Source organism: Nocardia wallacei (genome assembly GCF_029868745.1).
Classification (GTDB): domain Bacteria; phylum Actinomycetota; class Actinomycetes; order Mycobacteriales; family Mycobacteriaceae; genus Nocardia; species Nocardia wallacei_B.
Genome location: NZ_JARWOP010000139.1, coordinates 1 through 14,840, shown reverse-complemented (window position 1 = coordinate 14,840; position 14,840 = coordinate 1). Strand labels below are relative to the sequence as shown.

The 14,840-nt window shown below is 70.4% G+C and carries 14 protein-coding genes; 7 read left to right on the top strand and 7 right to left on the bottom strand.

The features are described 5' to 3' along the window. Positions 1 to 67: 67 nt before the first annotated feature. Positions 68 to 670, bottom strand: a complete 603-nt coding sequence (locus QH470_RS11585) for a TetR/AcrR family transcriptional regulator (protein WP_280272318.1) — start codon at positions 668 to 670, stop codon at positions 68 to 70. A 147-nt stretch (positions 671 to 817) separates the two neighbouring features. On the opposite strand from QH470_RS11585, the gene QH470_RS11580 reads away from it, so the two are divergent. Further along, the gene (locus QH470_RS11580; protein ID WP_280272317.1) at positions 818 to 2,176 is read left to right on the top strand and encodes an MFS transporter; all 1,359 of its coding nucleotides are present in this window, start codon (positions 818 to 820) and stop codon (positions 2,174 to 2,176) included. Between the two features lie 23 nt (positions 2,177 to 2,199). Here QH470_RS11580 and QH470_RS11575 read toward each other — a convergent pair whose 3' ends face one another. Continuing rightward, positions 2,200 to 2,952, bottom strand: coding sequence for a lysophospholipid acyltransferase family protein (locus tag QH470_RS11575; protein ID WP_280272316.1), 753 nt, complete (start codon positions 2,950 to 2,952; stop codon positions 2,200 to 2,202). Positions 2,953 to 2,987: 35 nt separating this feature from the next. Then, positions 2,988 to 3,770, bottom strand: a complete 783-nt coding sequence (locus QH470_RS11570) for a lysophospholipid acyltransferase family protein (RefSeq protein ID WP_280272315.1) — start codon at positions 3,768 to 3,770, stop codon at positions 2,988 to 2,990. A 69-nt stretch (positions 3,771 to 3,839) separates the two neighbouring features. Here QH470_RS11570 and QH470_RS11565 point away from each other — a divergent pair, with 69 nt between their 5' ends. Together QH470_RS11565 and QH470_RS11560 are read left to right on the top strand one after the other, a co-directional pair. Further along, the gene (locus QH470_RS11565; RefSeq protein WP_280272314.1) at positions 3,840 to 4,718 is read left to right on the top strand and encodes a hypothetical protein; all 879 of its coding nucleotides are present in this window, start codon (positions 3,840 to 3,842) and stop codon (positions 4,716 to 4,718) included. Between the two features lie 45 nt (positions 4,719 to 4,763). Next, positions 4,764 to 6,302, top strand: coding sequence for a Rieske 2Fe-2S domain-containing protein (locus tag QH470_RS11560; RefSeq protein ID WP_280272313.1), 1,539 nt, complete (start codon positions 4,764 to 4,766; stop codon positions 6,300 to 6,302). Positions 6,303 to 6,357: 55 nt separating this feature from the next. Here QH470_RS11560 and QH470_RS11555 read toward each other — a convergent pair whose 3' ends face one another. The 4 genes from QH470_RS11555 to serS form a co-directional block, all read right to left on the bottom strand. Then, positions 6,358 to 7,398, bottom strand: a complete 1,041-nt coding sequence (locus QH470_RS11555; protein ID WP_280272312.1) for a Gfo/Idh/MocA family protein — start codon at positions 7,396 to 7,398, stop codon at positions 6,358 to 6,360. Positions 7,399 to 7,430: 32 nt separating this feature from the next. After that, positions 7,431 to 8,390, bottom strand: coding sequence for a DMT family transporter (locus QH470_RS11550; protein ID WP_280272311.1), 960 nt, complete (start codon positions 8,388 to 8,390; stop codon positions 7,431 to 7,433). A 5-nt stretch (positions 8,391 to 8,395) separates the two neighbouring features. Further along, positions 8,396 to 10,183: a putative bifunctional diguanylate cyclase/phosphodiesterase gene (locus QH470_RS11545; protein ID WP_280272310.1), complete on the bottom strand. Its 1,788-nt coding sequence runs from the start codon at positions 10,181 to 10,183 to the stop codon at positions 8,396 to 8,398. 212 nt (positions 10,184 to 10,395) lie between these two features. Continuing rightward, positions 10,396 to 11,658, bottom strand: a complete 1,263-nt coding sequence (serS, locus tag QH470_RS11540; protein ID WP_280272309.1) for a serine--tRNA ligase — start codon at positions 11,656 to 11,658, stop codon at positions 10,396 to 10,398. A 100-nt stretch (positions 11,659 to 11,758) separates the two neighbouring features. Here serS and QH470_RS11535 point away from each other — a divergent pair, with 100 nt between their 5' ends. From QH470_RS11535 to QH470_RS11520, 4 genes are all read left to right on the top strand, one after another. After that, entirely contained in the window at positions 11,759 to 12,898 is a 1,140-nt protein-coding gene (locus tag QH470_RS11535; RefSeq protein ID WP_280272308.1) for a septum formation family protein, read from the top strand. A gap of 26 nt (positions 12,899 to 12,924) precedes the next feature. Then, positions 12,925 to 13,278 (top strand): metallopeptidase family protein, encoded by a 354-nt coding sequence (locus QH470_RS11530; RefSeq protein ID WP_280272307.1) that lies wholly within the window; start codon positions 12,925 to 12,927, stop codon positions 13,276 to 13,278. A gap of 168 nt (positions 13,279 to 13,446) precedes the next feature. After that, complete coding sequence (locus QH470_RS11525) at positions 13,447 to 13,770, top strand: PE domain-containing protein (RefSeq protein ID WP_280272306.1); 324 nt, start codon at positions 13,447 to 13,449, stop codon at positions 13,768 to 13,770. 57 nt (positions 13,771 to 13,827) lie between these two features. Beyond that, positions 13,828 to 14,694, top strand: coding sequence for a PPE domain-containing protein (locus QH470_RS11520; RefSeq protein WP_280272305.1), 867 nt, complete (start codon positions 13,828 to 13,830; stop codon positions 14,692 to 14,694). The last annotated feature ends 146 nt before the right edge of the window (positions 14,695 to 14,840 follow it).

Here is a 14,840-nt window from a genome sequence, read left to right as displayed (position 1 = left end):
CGCCGGGGGCCCAAAATGCAATAGTGCGTTTGCAATTCCCGTTTCGAAACCACGAATCCGCTGGCGTTCAATCGGTTTCGGCGTCGGGGCCCAGCACGGCGTCGAGCAACCGCCGCAGCGCCCACTCGAACTCGGCGGGCGCGTCGGCGGCGGCCAGATGGGGTCGCGCGGTAACGAGAGCCGGATACCGCCCGGCATCGATGTCGAAGCCCGGATGCCCCAGCGGATGGTCGTTGACCACGTATCCGAGCAGTAGGTGCCAGACGGCGCGGTAGGTGCGCGCCGCGACGTCCGGGGTCAGGCCCGCCGCCAGCAGGGCGTCCAGCGTGGCATCGGCGAACGGCAGGGCGGTGGCCGTTACCGACGTGGCCTCGATGATCACCCGGCCCGCCCAGGGATGGTCGAGCAGCACCCGATGCGATCCCAGCCACAGCCGCAGGATCCGCTCCCGAGGCCGGCCGGTCCGCACGACCGGAAACGCCTGCGCCAGATCCTCGTTCAACAGCGCCAGCAGTTCGCGCCGGTCGGTGATGTGCCGATACAGCGAGGCCTGGCCGGTGTTCAGTTCCTGCGCCAGCCGCCGCAGCGTCAGCGCGGCCAGGCCCTCCGCGTCGGCGACGCGGCGCGCGGCGGCGACGATGGCGTCCCGGGTCAGCGGTTGTGCGCGCACCTCACTCCCTTCAGCCGTGCCGCCGAGCCTAGGCGGAGGCGACATGGACCCGGCGGCGGGGCGCGGCCGCACCTCTTGCGAACAACGTTCGCGTGTAGTTAGGTAAGCCTTACGCGAACAACGTTCGCGTTATCTCAGGAGGCTTGTGTGACCATCCGAACCCTGACCACCACGTCCCCGCCGACGCACCGCGCCGCCATGCTCGCGCTGGCGCTCGGCGTGCTGTCCTACGGCCTGATGCAGACCATGCTGGTACCGGCGATCGGCGTGCTCCAAGCGGCGCTGCACACCAGCACCACCGCCGCGACCTGGGCCGTGATGAGTGCGCCGTTGCTCGCCAGTGCCATTCTCACGCCGCTGGTGAGCAGGCTCGGCGACCGGTACGGGCGGCGGCGGACGCTGCTCGTCGTGCTGACGCTCTATCTCGCCGCGACCGTCGTGGCGATGCTCGCCCCGCACATCGGCGTCCTGATCGCGGCGCGCGCGGGACAGGGCATCAGCCTCGCGGTGCTGCCGCTGGCGTTCGGCTCGGTGCCGGACATCCTGCCGCCCGAGCGCGTGCACGCCGGGCTGGGTCTGCTGTCCGGCCTGGTGGGCGGGGCGGCGGGCATCGCGCTGGTGTGCGGCGGGCTGATCGTCGACCATGCCTCGTGGCGTTGGCTTTTCGTTGTCGGCGCCGGGCTGATCACGGCCGCGCTCGTGCTGACCCAGCGGTATGTGCCGGACGGTCCGGGCACCGGCGCCGGGCGGCTCGACCCGGCGGGCACCACGCTGCTGGCGGGCGGACTGTGCGGCGTCCTGCTGGCGCTGACCGTCGGGCCGACCGGCGGATGGCTGTCCGTGCCGACGCTGGCGCTCGCCGCCGGTGGCGTGCTGCTCCTGCTCGTGTTCGGGTGGGTCGAGCGGCGTTCGCGGCAGCCGCTCATCGATATGGACCTGGTGCTGCATCGGCCGATCGGCGTGGCCCATCTCGCGGCGCTCACACTGGGCGCGATGCAGTTCATGTACTACGTGCTGGTGCCCAAGCTGGTCGAAACACCCTCGGCGGCGGGCGGTTTCGGCGGGTCGGTCACGGCGGCCGGGCTGGTGATGCTGCCGTCGACGCTGGTGGTGCTGCCCGCCGGGGCGGTGGCGGGAAAGGTGATCGCACGCCGCGGACCGCGCCTGCCGCTGGCCGCGGGGCTACTGCTGGTCGCCGCGGGCGCCGCGCTGCTCGCCGTCGCGCACGGAACGATGTGGCAGGCGGCGGTGTGCGCGCTACCGATCGGCCTCGGCACGGGCCTGGTGATGACGGCGCTGCCCTCGCAGTTGCATCGCGTCGTCGATCCGGGCCGGACGGCCACGGCCAACGGGATCAACACGGTGTCCCGGACGGTCGGCGGTGCGCTGGGTAGCCAGTTGGGCGCGGCGCTCGTCGCGGGCTCGGCGACCGGCGGCTTCCCGACCGCGTTCTGGATCGCGACCGGCATCGGAATCGCCGGGGCCGCACTGGTTCTCGGTGCGTAACCGGGCGTGACCCAGCGGCGCTGTCAGGCTTCGCGCGCCGCCTTCTTCGCCCGCCGGCGTTCCAGTTCCCGCTGGTCCAGCACGGCGGCCTGCTCGGGGGTCGGGGCGCTGCCGCCGAGGCGGGCGGGCACCCAGCGCGCGCCCGCGGGCATGTCGTAGGACTGCTGGGCCCGGTCTAGCAGTTCTCGCATGCGCGAACGCAACTCGGCGGTGAGATCGTCGACGGGCTCGTGCGCGGGGATCGGTTCGCCGAGGCGGATATTGATCGGGAAGCGGTGGCGGCCGAGCCGTCTGGGCATGTCCTTGGTCCACACCCGCTGCGCGCCCCAGATCACCATCGGGACGATCGGCACCTCCGCCTCGATCGCCATGCGGGCCGCGCCCGACTTGAACTCCTTCAGTTCGAAGCTGCGGCTGATGGTGGCCTCCGGGTAGACCACCACGATCTCGCCGTCGCGCAGCGCCGCCACGGCCCGCGCGAAGGATTCCGCGCCGGCGCTGCGGTCCACGCCGATCGCCTTGCAGTGCTTCATCAGCCAGCCCACGATGCCGCGTTCCAGTTCGGCCTTCATCATGTACCGGACATTGCGGCCCGATTCGCGGCCGACCAGGCCGACCTCCATGAAATCCAGATAGGCCGTGTGGTTCACGGCGAGCACGGCGCCGCCCGACCGCGGAAGGTGCTGCTGCCCAGCGATATCGATGCGCAGCCCCTGCGCCCGGAACAGCGTCCGGACCAAGCCGGTGAGCACATCGAAGACCGGTTCCCGCGCCATATTGTCGAAACTCCCTGTACCTACTGCCGCCGGTCCTACTCCACGGCGTCGTCCGCGGCCGCCCGGCGCGCGGCCTTCTCCGCGGCCTCCGCGGCATCCATCGCGTCGGCCTCGGCCAGCGTCGGGGCACTGCCGCCGAGCCGGGCCGGGACCCAGTATGCCCCCGGTTCGTGCACATAGTTCTGTTGTAATCGCGCCAGCAGCTGCTGCATGGTGGTGCGCAGCGTGCCGGTCAGCTCCGCGGCGGCCGCGGCGATATCGCCGTCGGTCACGGCGGGCGGCCGGATGGGCTCGCCGACGGCGATCGAGATCGGAGTGTTGGTCCGCCCCAGCCGCTTCGGATGTCCCTTGGTCCAGACCCGCTGCGCGCCCCAGATCACCATCGGGACGATCGGCACGTCCGCCTCGATCGCCATCCGGGCCGCGCCCGACTTGAACTCCTTGATCTCGAAACTGCGGCTGATGGTCGCCTCGGGGTACACGCCCACCAGTTCGCCCCGCCGCAGATACTCCACCGCGGCTTGATAGGAATCCGCCCCCGCCGCCCGGTCCACCGGAATATGCTCGAGCGCGCGCATGATCGGACCGGAGATCTTGTCGTCGAAGACCTCCTTCTTCGCCATGAAACGGATGTAGCGCTTCGGCGTCCGCGCGGGCAGCCCGGCGTAGGTGAAGTCCATGTACCCGGTGTGGTTGATCGCGATGACCGCGCCACCGGTCGCGGGGATGTGTTCATCCCCGCTGACCTCGAACTTCAGTCCCTGTGCGAAGAAGACGGTCCGGGCCAGGCCGATGATCGTCCGGTAGACGGGTTCCACAATTCCGCTAGCGTAGTCCCTGTCACAGACGACGCTCCCGGCGCACGCACAGGAAAGAGGTTCACCGCAGTGAAATGCCCCCGACCAGCATCGCGGGAACGACGCCGCCGGGCAGGCCGGGGAGCGCTACTCGCGGGCCTCGCCGCGCTGGCCGTCGCGGCGGCGACCGGATGTGATTCGCGCGTCGGGATCGAGGGCACCGACTACGACGACGGCGAGACCGCGGCCGCGGCACCGGCCGCCGCGCAGCCGGTGTCGCCCGCCGCGAGCGAGACCGCGGTCACCGTCTCGCTGGAGACCGCCGACTCCGCCGCCGCGGACGCCCTCACCCATTGGGCGATCGATCTGCAGGAGCTGCCGCAGGCCCGACTGGTGGACAAGTGCTGGACCATGGCCCCGCGCAATGTGGAAACGATGTACGCCGACAAGCAGGCGATCCTGGCGGCACTCGCCGAACCGGGCGTCGACGACGGCACCGCCCTCGTCTGGAAGAGTCCCGCCACCACCGCGAGCCGGTCCGCCGTCACCGTCGTCGCGCAACGCTCCGATATCGACACCGGCTACGCCTGCCCGCGGGTGTTCCCGTCCGGCACCGAGATCGGCTTCACCGATGCCGATGCCCGCCACACCGTCCGGCGCTATCTGGCCCGCGCCGCGGGCACTCCGCTCGACCCGGCCGACCGGGAGGCGACCCACCCGCTGGTCTGCGCGGCGAACTGGGATCCCACCGGCACCGGCCGGGCCGCGACGCCGCCGCTGGCCACCAACCCGAACAAACTCACCGGAGTGAAGTCCTTCGTCGACGACTCGATCACCTCCGAGCAGCTGCGCACCGGCTATCTGACCGTGTCGGCGCCGGTCACCGACAGCACGGGCGCCCAGCAGGAACGGACATTCACCGTGAAGGCGACGGACCAGGGTTACTGCGTCGGCGACGTCTCCTCCTAGCGGCTACCCTGGTTGGCTGGTAACGGTTCAGGAGGGACTTTCTTCGTGCAGATCACCAGCGTCGGACACGCCGGATTTCACATCCGCACCGCGGCCGGGACGATCCTCTGCGATCCGTGGGTCAACCCGGCGTATTTCGGTTCGTGGTTCCCGTTTCCCGACAACACCGGGCTGGACTGGGACGAGCTGGGCGACTGCGATTTCCTGTACGTCTCGCACCTGCACCGCGACCACTTCGACGCGCGGAATCTGATCGACCACGTCAACAAGGACGCGACCGTCCTGCTGCCGGACTACCCGGTGCCGGATCTGCGGCGGGAACTGGAGAAGCTGGGCTTCCACAAGTTCTTCGAGACCGAGGACTCGGTCAAGCACACGGTGCACGGTCCGGGCGGCGACCTCGATGTGATGATCATCGCGCTGCGCGCGCCCGCCGACGGGCCGATCGGCGACTCCGGTCTGGTGGTCGCCGACGGTGAGACGGTGTGCTTCAACATGAACGACGCCCGGCCGGTGGACATGGACGTGCTGCACGAGCAGTTCGGGCACATCGACATCCACCTGCTGCAGTACTCGGGCGCCATCTGGTATCCGATGGTCTACGACATCCCGAATCGCACCAAGTCGAACTTCGGCAAGCAGAAGCGCCAGCGCGGGATGGACCGGGCGCGCAGCTACATCGAGCAGGTCGGAGCGACCTGGGTGGTGCCGTCCGCGGGGCCGCCGGTGTTCCTCGACCCGGAACTGCGCTACCTCAACGACGACCGCGGCGACGAGGGCAACATCTTCCCCGACCAGATGGTGTTCCTGGAGCAGATGCGCATCCACGGCAATGCCGGTGGGGTGCTGATGATCCCGGGCTCGGTCGCCGACGTGCGCGGCGCCGAACTGAACCTCACCCACCCGGTCGATCCGGGCGAGATCTACGACGACAAGGCCGGGTACATCGAGCGGATGGCGCAGCGGCTGGCCCCGGTGCTGGCGGCCGAGAAGGCCACCTGGGCAACGGATGACGGCCCGCTGCTGCCGCGGCTGAAGGAGCTGTTCGAGCCGATCATGGCGCAGAGCGACCTGATCTGCGACGGCATCGGCTACCCAGTCGGCCTGGTGCTCGGCGACGAGACCGTGGTGCTGGACTTCCCCAAGCGGGTGGTGCGCGGGCCGATCGACGGAGAAGGCAAGTACCGCTACGGGTTCCGCATCGAACCGCAGCTGGTGCGCACCGTGCTGCGCGACGGCGAGCCGGACTGGGTGAACACCATCTTCCTCTCCACGCGGTTCCAGGCGTGGCGCATCGGCGGGTACAACGAGTACCTGTACACCTTCTTCAAATGCCTCACCGACGAGCGCATCGCCTACGCCGACGGCTGGTTCGCCGAGGCGCACGACGATTCGGCGTCGTGCGAGATCGCCGGCTGGGAGGTACAGCGCCGCTGCCCGCACCTGAAGGCCGACCTGTCGAAGTTCGGTGTGGTGGAAGGCAATACGCTGACCTGCAATCTGCACGGCTGGCAGTGGGATCTGGAGACCGGCCGCTGCAAGACCTCCAAGGGCCACGAGCTGCGCTCACGCAAACTGGTCTGAGCGCGAAACCGGGACAGCGCAACATCCTTCGCGCCGCCCTGTCACGTGTGCGAGGCTAGGGCCGCCGTCCGGCGAACGCGCGGGCTTTTTCGAGTATGCGCAGGGTGGCGACCGCATCGTGCGGGTCGACCGGCACCGGGGCGTCGTCGAGCAGGGCGGCGGCCACGGCGGCGTAGAAGGCGGGATAGTCGCCGGGTTCCGTGGGCGTCGGGCGGGTGTCACCGTCGGTGCCCAGCAGCCCCCACCGCGCGGGTTCGACCGTGCCCCACGGCTTTCCGTCGTCCGGGCGGCGGCCCGAGCGCAGTGCGTCCTCCTGGGGATCGAGGCCGTAGGTCACGTAGCCGCTGCCCGAGCCGAGGACGCGGAACCGGGGGCCGAGTTGCGGCGCCACGGCACTCATCCACAGGTGTGACCGCACGCCCGACGCATGGGTCAGCGCCAGGAAGGCGTCGTCGTCGGTGGGCACGTCCGGCCGCCGGGAATCCAGTTCGCAGTACACGTCGGTGACCGGGCCGAACAGGGTCAGCGCCTGATCGACCAGGTGACTGCCGAGGTCGTAGAGGATGCCCGCGCCGTCGGCCACGCCGCCCACCTCGCGCCAGCCGCCCTTGGACACCGGTCGCCACCGTTCGAAGCGGGACTCGAAGCGCCGCACCGTGCCCAGCTCGCCGTCCGCGATCAACCGGCGGACGGTGCGAAAGTCGCTGTCCCAGCGGCGGTTCTGGAATACGGTCAGCGGCCGCCCGGCCTGTTCCGCGGCGGCGATCAGCCGCTCGCCCTCGGCGGCGGTGAGGGCGAAGGGCTTGTCCACGACCACCGGCAGACCGGCCGCCAGCGCCTGCGTCGCGAGCGGCGCGTGGGTGCGGTTGGGCGTCGCCACCACGACGAGGTCGATGCCGTCCGGGTCGGCGAACAGCTCGTCGGCCTGCGGCACCACCCGGACACCCGGATGTTCGCCATGCGCCTGCTCGGCTCGATCTGCCGACGAGGTCACCACCGCGGCCACCCGCAGCCGCGGCTCGGCGGCGATCAGCGGCGCGTGGAACACCGACCCGGCCAACCCGTACCCGATCACCGCGACACCCAGTTCGCGCATACCGTTCCTCTCCTGTCGTCGGTCTCCGGACATCATGCTCCCGTGGTGGGGCGACGCGCCGCGACGCCGACCGCGAGGAGGGTGAGCGCGCTGCCCACGAGGGTCGCGGCGGACAGTCCGGAGCCGGTGGGCAGCGCGAGATCCAGGATGACGGCCGCGAGAAGTTGCCCGGCCACCGAGGTGAGGCCGAGCAGCAGCACTCCGATCCAGCGGACCGCCAGGGCCGCGAGCGCGATGAACACGACACCGATGACGCCGCCGAGATACAGCCACGGCGTCGTCGGGAATCGGTCCGGCCATCCCGTCCGGGCCAGCACCAGCGATTCGACCGCGACCAACGCCACCACACCGGTGGCGAAGTTGACCAGCGTCGCCGAGTAGGGACCGCCCACCACGCCGATCCGCCCGTTCATCGCCTGCTGCCAGGCCAGCCCGATACCGGACAGCGCGGGCAGCCCGATCAACGCGACCGGAGGCACGTTCCGCAGCAGGTCACCGGCCGCCGACGCCGGATGCTCGGCACCGGAGCCACCGACGGCCGCCACGGACACCGCCGCCAAGGCCAGCATCGCCCCGGCGGCGCGCGGCGCGGTCACCGGCGTCCGCCCGCTCGGGCCGAGCCCCAGCCGATCCACCACCAGGCTGCTCACCAACTGCCCGGCCACCGTCGCCACCGTGAACGCCGCCACCCCGATCGCCGCCACCGTAAGCCCTTGACACGCAACGAAGAACGCCCCGCACACCCCGCCCAGCAACTGCCACCACCGCAGGTCGCCCTCGGCGACGGCCCGCCACACCCGCCCTACCCCCGCCCGCAATCGGCCGCTCGCCGCTAACACCACGCCCAGCGCGAGCAGCCCGGAACCGAAGCTGATCACCGCCGCGGCCACCCCATCGCGCAACTGCTCCCCGAGCGCCCCGTTCAGCCGGCCCTGTACCGCCACCCCCGCACCGATGCACAGCCCGGCCGCGATACCCCATTCCCTGCGCACCCGGCTCAGTTCTGGCCGAGGGTCCCGGTGTCGTACGGATTGTCGACCGGAACCCACCCGTTGGTGGAGAATTCGCGATCCGCGCCGGCGCCGACCAGGCCGCGCCGTTCGTTCAGGTCGTCGATCAGTTCGGACACCGGGTGCGAATCGCTGTAGTGGTAGCCCTGGGCGAGCGCGAAGCCCAGCTCGGTGAGCACGGCCGCCTGATACTCCGTCTCCACACCCTCGGCGATCACCTGCAGATCCAGCGACTTGCTCAGCGCCGCAATGACTCCCAGCAGCGGCGGGGCGGGCGTATCGGAGCGGATGGCGGCGACGAAGGATTGATCGACCTTCAGGATGTCGCTCGGAATGGTCGCCAGGCGGCTCAGCGAGGAGTACCCGGTGCCGAAATCATCGATCGCGATCCGCACGCCGCGCTCGCGCAGGGTGTGCAGATTGGCGATGGCGGTCTGGGATTCGGCGGCCAGCTCGCTCTCGGTGACCTCCAGGACGAGCTGGTCGGCGGGCCAGCCGGTATCGGTCAGGATGCCGGAAACCCGGTCGGCGTAATCGGTTTCGGCCAGTTCCAGCCCGCTGACATTGACGTTCAGGGTCAGGTCGAGCTGGGCGAAGGTCTCCTGCAGGCGGGCGGCGTCGGAGCAGGCGCGCCGCAGCACCAGCTCGTCCAGGTCGGAGATCAGGTCGTATTCCTCGGCGACCCGGATCAGCCCCTCGGTGGTGACATCCGGCTGGGCATTCGACGACCAGCGCAGCAGCGCTTCCACCCCTACGGCTTTGCCGCCGCCCTCGGTCAGGCTGACGATCGGCTGGTAGTGCACGTCCAGCGCACCCTTGTCGATGGCCTCGCGCAGCTCGACCGCCAGCGGCAGCTGCCGCGACGACTCCAGCACCGTGCGGTTGCGCCCGGCCTGCTTGGCCCGGTACAGACCGACATCGGCGCGGCTGACCAGCAGCGATCCTGATTCGCCCGGCTGCCAGGAGGTGACACCCGCCGAACATCCGGTGGTCACGGCCGCGCGTAGCTGCTCGGTGAGCAGGATCGCGGCCTGCTCGGTGGTGTTGGGCAGCAGCAGCGCGAAGGCGTCGCCGCCGTAGCGGGCCAGCCGCTGATCCGGCTGAAGCAGCTTCTGCCAGGTGTCGGCGACCCGTTGCAGCACGGCGTCACCGGCGCGGTGGCCGAGATGGTCGTTGATCTTCTGGAACCGGTCCAGGTCCACCAGCACCAGCGCCAGGCCCTGCCCGCTGCGGGTGGCGTGCGCGATGGCGGCGTTGAGGGCGCGGTCGAACCCGCGGCGGTTGAGCAGCCCGGTGAGCACGTCGATGTCGGCGTCGGACGCCATCCGGGTCAGGATTCCGACCACGATGCCCGCGCCCACGGTCACACCCGCCGGGATCATTCCCGACCACCACGGCAGGCCGCGCGAGGGCACCACCCACAGACACAGCACGACGGCGAACAGCACATGCGCGGCAACCCACTGCCAGGCGAAGAAGATCGCGGCATCGCAGGCGACGAAGACATAGAACGCGGCCAGGCTGATACCGCCGACCGTATTCGGGAACCAGTGCACCGCAACGGTGACCAGCACCGTGGCCATCGCGACATAGGCGTGGTGAATCGAATGCGGCAGCCGCGGACCCCAGATGAGCAGACTGACGCCGAGCAGCAGCGCGATCGCCGCCGCGATGCCGACCAGTGGCCGATTCCCCTCGTCACCCGGTGCGATGACAGTGATGAGCAGGCCCAGCACCCCACCCATCACGTAGAACGCTCCGGTGGTCCGAGCCATCACCATTGCCGTCGCAAGCGCCGATGCCGTCCGCACCCGCGTGCGGGTATCGCCGCGAGACCCGATTCCTCGCACGCTGCCTAGCCTAGACACAGTTGTCCCATGCAGTAGTCACATCCGCAGGAATCGACCGGCAAAGTCGCCGATTCACGTGTTCGCAACGCACGTGCCGCCGCACGTGCGGCAGTAAGCCCGTTCCCGCGAATTCTTGGTTAACGCAATGGTTCCAGGATTTCGCGGCCGACGAACGGCACCAGCGCCGCCGGTACCCGCACCGATCCGTCGGCTTGCTGATGGTTTTCCAGCAGCGCGACGATCCAGCGGGTGGTCGCCAGGGTCCCGTTCAGGGTGGCCGCGATCTGTGGCTTGCCCTTGTCGTCGCGGTAGCGCACCGACAATCGGCGGGCTTGGAAGGTGGTGCAGTTCGAGGTCGACGTCAGCTCGCGATAGGCGCGCTGGCTCGGTACCCATGCCTCGCAGTCGAATTTGCGCGCCGCCGAGCTGCCCAGATCGCCGGCGGCCACATCGATCACCCGGTAGGGCACCTCGATGGCGGCCAGCATGTCGCGCTCCCAGCCCAGCAGCCGCCGGTGCTCGGCGTCGGCGTCCCCCGGCTTGCAGTAGACGAACATCTCGACCTTGTCGAACTGGTGCACTCGGATGATGCCGCGGGTGTCCTTGCCGTAGCTGCCGGCCTCGCGCCGGAAACACGACGACCAGCCCGCGTAGCGCTTGGGACCGGCGCCGAGATCGAGGATCTCGCCGGAGTGGTAGCCCGCCAGCGGCACCTCCGAGGTGCCGACCAGGTACAGGTCGTCCTCCTCGAGGTGATAGATCTCCGCGGCGTGCTGACCCAGGAATCCGGTGCCCGCCATGATCTCCGGGCGCACCAGCACCGGCGGGATCATCATGGTGAAGCCGTTGGCCACCGCCCGCTGCGCCGCCAGCTGCAACAGGCCCAGCTGCAGCAGCGCGCCGTAGCCGGTGAGGAAGTAGAACCGCGAGCCCGAGACCTTCGCGCCGCGCTCCATATCGATCACACCGAGCGCCTCACCCAGCTCGAGATGATCCTTGACGTCGAAGTCGAATTCGGTTGGCGTGCCGACAGTTTCGAGCAGGACGTAGTCGTCCTCGCCACCGGCCGGCGCGCCGTCCTGCACGACGTTCGACAGGGCGCGCTGGGCGGCGTCCAGCTCGGCGTCGGCGGCGTGCTCGGCGGCTTCGGCCTCCTTCACCTTGGCGGCCAGCTCCTGCGCGTACGCGAGCAGCGCGGGCCGCTCGTCGGCGGCGGCCTTGCCGACCTTCTTGCCCATCGCCTTGTGCTCGGCGCGCAGATTGTCGGCGGTCGCGACCGCGGCGCGGCGGGCGGCGTCGGCCTCGAGCAGAGCATCCACCAGCGCCGGATCCTCGCCGCGAGCCCGCTGGGAGGCGCGCACCGCATCCGGATCTTCGCGCAGGAATCGGAGGTCGATCATGGGTAGCCAGCCTAGAACCTGGCACGGGGCGCGGCACCACGGGACCCGCCCGCGGGAGGGTCGTGGCGAGGCCGAACGGGCGCTGTCATGATGGAGCGCGATGTCCACCGATGATGCGCCCCACGCGCCCGAACCCGAAGCCGAACCGGCCGCCACCCCCGGTCACTCCGGCCGGCGGCGGGCGCCGAAGCGACGCTCGCCCGCGCTCGCCGCGGTCGGCCGGATGCATCTGCCCGCGCACAAACTGCGCTGGGGCCTGCTGGCGGTGGCGGTGGGCGCGGTGGTGGCCGCGCTGGTGACGCTGTTCATCTCCGGCTTCCGCAGTTCGCACGGGCTGGAGGCGCACAACCCGGCCTCCCCGCAACTCGGCGGGCGGGCCGGCAGCGCGTTCGGCAGCGCGCACCCGGGCGACTGCCTGTCCTGGACCAACGCCAAGACGCTGGACCTGAACAAGGTCAACTGCGGCGACAAGCATCTGTTCGAGGTCACCGCCGACATCGACCTGAGCCGGTACCCCGGCCGCGAATTCGGCCCCGGCTCCCGCTTCCCCGACTCGCTGCGCTTCGCCGAGCTGCGCGACGAGCACTGCGCGCCCGCCGCGGCCGCCTATCTGGGCGGGCGGCTCGATCCGCGCGGCCGGTTCGTCGTCGGGATGATCAATCCGGGAGAACCGGGCTGGCGCAACGGCGATCGCACCATCCGCTGCGGCCTGCAACTGGTCAGCGCCACCGGCAACGCCACCCAGCAGGCCGTCGGCAAGATCCGCGACAGCGACCAGTCCCGCACCTTCGAGTCCGGCACCTGCATCGGCATCAACCAGAGCCTGCCCACCAACGAACCGGTCGACTGCGCCAAACCGCATGCCTACGAGGTGATGTCGGTGGTGGACCTGGGCGCGCACTTCAGCGGCGGACCGCCGAACAACGCCGACCAGGACAAGTACATGCAGGACGAGTGCGCCCACGCCGCCGGCGACTATCTCGGCGGGCAGGACGCGCTGATCAACAAGACCCTCACCATCTTCTGGGACAACCTCGACACCCGCAGCTGGCTGGTCGGCAGTCACAAGCTGAACTGCCTGGTGGGCAAGGGTTCTCAGGACGGCTTCTCGACCATCACCGGCACCGCCCGCGGCGATGTCCTGATCGACGGCCAGGCCCCGGTGCCGCCGCCCACCGACGGCCGCTCCACGCCGACGCCGCTGCCCGGAGCGGCCCCCGCGCCCGCTCCGCCCCGGTAGGCGAATCTCCGTGGGGAAGCACTGATATGCCGGTCTCGATGTCCGACGAACGGTTCGAGGAACTGGTCGGCGAGGCGCTCGATCTGATCCCGCCCGAGCTGGCCCGCGCCATCGACAACGTCGTGGTGCTGATCGAACCGCGCAACCCGGAAGACCCAGGGCTGCTCGGCCTTTACCACGGCATCGCCCTGACCGAACGCGTCGACAGCCAGTACGGCGGCGCGCTGCCCGACACCGTCACCATCTACCGCGAGGCGCTGCTCGATGTTTGCGGTAGCGCGGCGGAGGTGGTCGAGGAGGTCGCCGTCACCGTCATTCATGAGATTGCCCACTACTTCGGCATTGACGAAGACCGCCTGCATGAGCTGGGATGGGGCTAGTCTTGACCCGCGAAGCGGGTCAGGCCGAATAAACTTTGGACTAGAGGGAACCGCAGCGCGGGCCGTCGCGTCCAATCAACTCGTAGGGGGAATTCTCGTGGTTCCACCGAAGGGCAGGCGGATGCCGGCCCGACTGTCGCACAGCCGCCACTAGAAGGAGTTCGAGTCATGGTTGGCCACGTACTCATCTCACCCGAACTGATGCTCGCAGCCGCGGCAGAACTCGATCTGCTCGCCGAACGCCTCGTCGCGGCGTCCACGCTCAGCGGCCCGGCGACCCATGTGCTTCCTTCCGGCTGTGAAGAGGTCTCCCTGCTCGCCGCGGGACACTTCAACCACGCCGCGGCAACTCACGACGGCGCGGTCGCCCAGGGGGCACTCGAACTGCACCACGCCGCACACACGCTGCGCATGCAATGCGCCACCTTCCTGGCCGACGACACCGTCCAGGCCGCCAGCGTCGCCGCCGTCGGCGGCGCGATCCAAGCCTAGCTCCGGATTCCACTACCACCACAGCGATCTCGAGCCATACACAGGGGAGTAACGACCATGGTTGCAGGGATTACCGGGGCTATCTGGGAGCTCCGCCCGGCCGAAATCAATTGCGCCACACTGCACGGCGGCGCGCACGCCATTCCGATCTCCGCCGCCGGCACGGCATGGGGCGCGCTGTCCGCCGTCTGGGCCGAGGCCGGCGTCACCGTCGCCCGCACCATGGCGGAGCTCGGCGTCGGCATGGAGGGCCTCGGCGGTCTCGCCGCGCTGGGCAAGCTGACGGGCTTCCTCGGCTGGGCCGGTCAGCAGACCGCCATGGCCGCCACGATGGGCGCCAAGGCGGCCGGCAACGCGACGGCCTACGCGGTCGCGGCGCTGGCGATGCCGAGCCCGCCGGAGATCACGGCCACCAACGCCGCCGTGGTCGCCGCGCACACCCCGCCCGGGATCGCGACCGGCAGCTTCGCCGCGGCGGAGGCCGCCCGCTTCGCGATGGACACCCGCGCCGCGCTGGTGATGGAGACCTACGAGGCCGCGACGACGGCGATCGTGACGGCGCCGGGCGAGTTCCTGCAGCCGCCCCCGATCGTCCCGGGCGCCGGGTCGGCCGTCGAGGGCGGGCAGGCCGCCCAGGGCGCGACGCTGCAGGCCTCCCCGAGCGACCCACTGCAGGCCACCATCGCCGCGGCGCAGGCCGCCGCGAGCAACCCGGCCGTGGTGAGCGCCGCCACGCAGGCCGCGCAGTCGGCGGCGTCCATGGCCGTCAGCGGCGTGAGCACCGCGGGCAACGTCGCGGGCACCGCGATCACCTCGGCCGTGCACGCCGGTTCCGGCGTCCCGAGTTTCGCGACTCCGATGATGTCGTCGATGGGCGCGGCCGGTGTGGGCGGCGGCGCCGCGGCGGCCCCCCGCCCCGTGTAGCTGACCGGTGGCGCCCGCGACGAAGTCGAGCGCGATGCCCTCTACGCCCATGTCCGCCAGCGCGGGCAGCGCCGCACCCGGACGCCCGAAATAGGTCGCCACCAGGATCGCCGGGCGCTGGGGCACGCCCGCCAGCTCGGCATACG

What these genes read in the sequence shown, in the direction of transcription:
- QH470_RS11575 (WP_280272316.1), bottom strand. Translation starts at nt 2,952, where the DNA reads ATGGCGCGGGAACCGGTCTTCGATGTGCTCACCGGCTTGGTCCGGACG.
- QH470_RS11555 (WP_280272312.1), bottom strand. Translation starts at nt 7,398, where the DNA reads ATGCGCGAACTGGGTGTCGCGGTGATCGGGTACGGGTTGGCCGGGTCG.
- QH470_RS11545 (WP_280272310.1), bottom strand. Translation starts at nt 10,183, where the DNA reads ATGGCTCGGACCACCGGAGCGTTCTACGTGATGGGTGGGGTGCTGGGC.
- serS (WP_280272309.1), bottom strand. Translation starts at nt 11,658, where the DNA reads ATGATCGACCTCCGATTCCTGCGCGAAGATCCGGATGCGGTGCGCGCC.
- QH470_RS11535 (WP_280272308.1), top strand. Translation starts at nt 11,759, where the DNA reads ATGTCCACCGATGATGCGCCCCACGCGCCCGAACCCGAAGCCGAACCG.
- QH470_RS11530 (WP_280272307.1), top strand. Translation starts at nt 12,925, where the DNA reads ATGCCGGTCTCGATGTCCGACGAACGGTTCGAGGAACTGGTCGGCGAG.
- QH470_RS11525 (WP_280272306.1), top strand. Translation starts at nt 13,447, where the DNA reads ATGGTTGGCCACGTACTCATCTCACCCGAACTGATGCTCGCAGCCGCG.
- QH470_RS11520 (WP_280272305.1), top strand. Translation starts at nt 13,828, where the DNA reads ATGGTTGCAGGGATTACCGGGGCTATCTGGGAGCTCCGCCCGGCCGAA.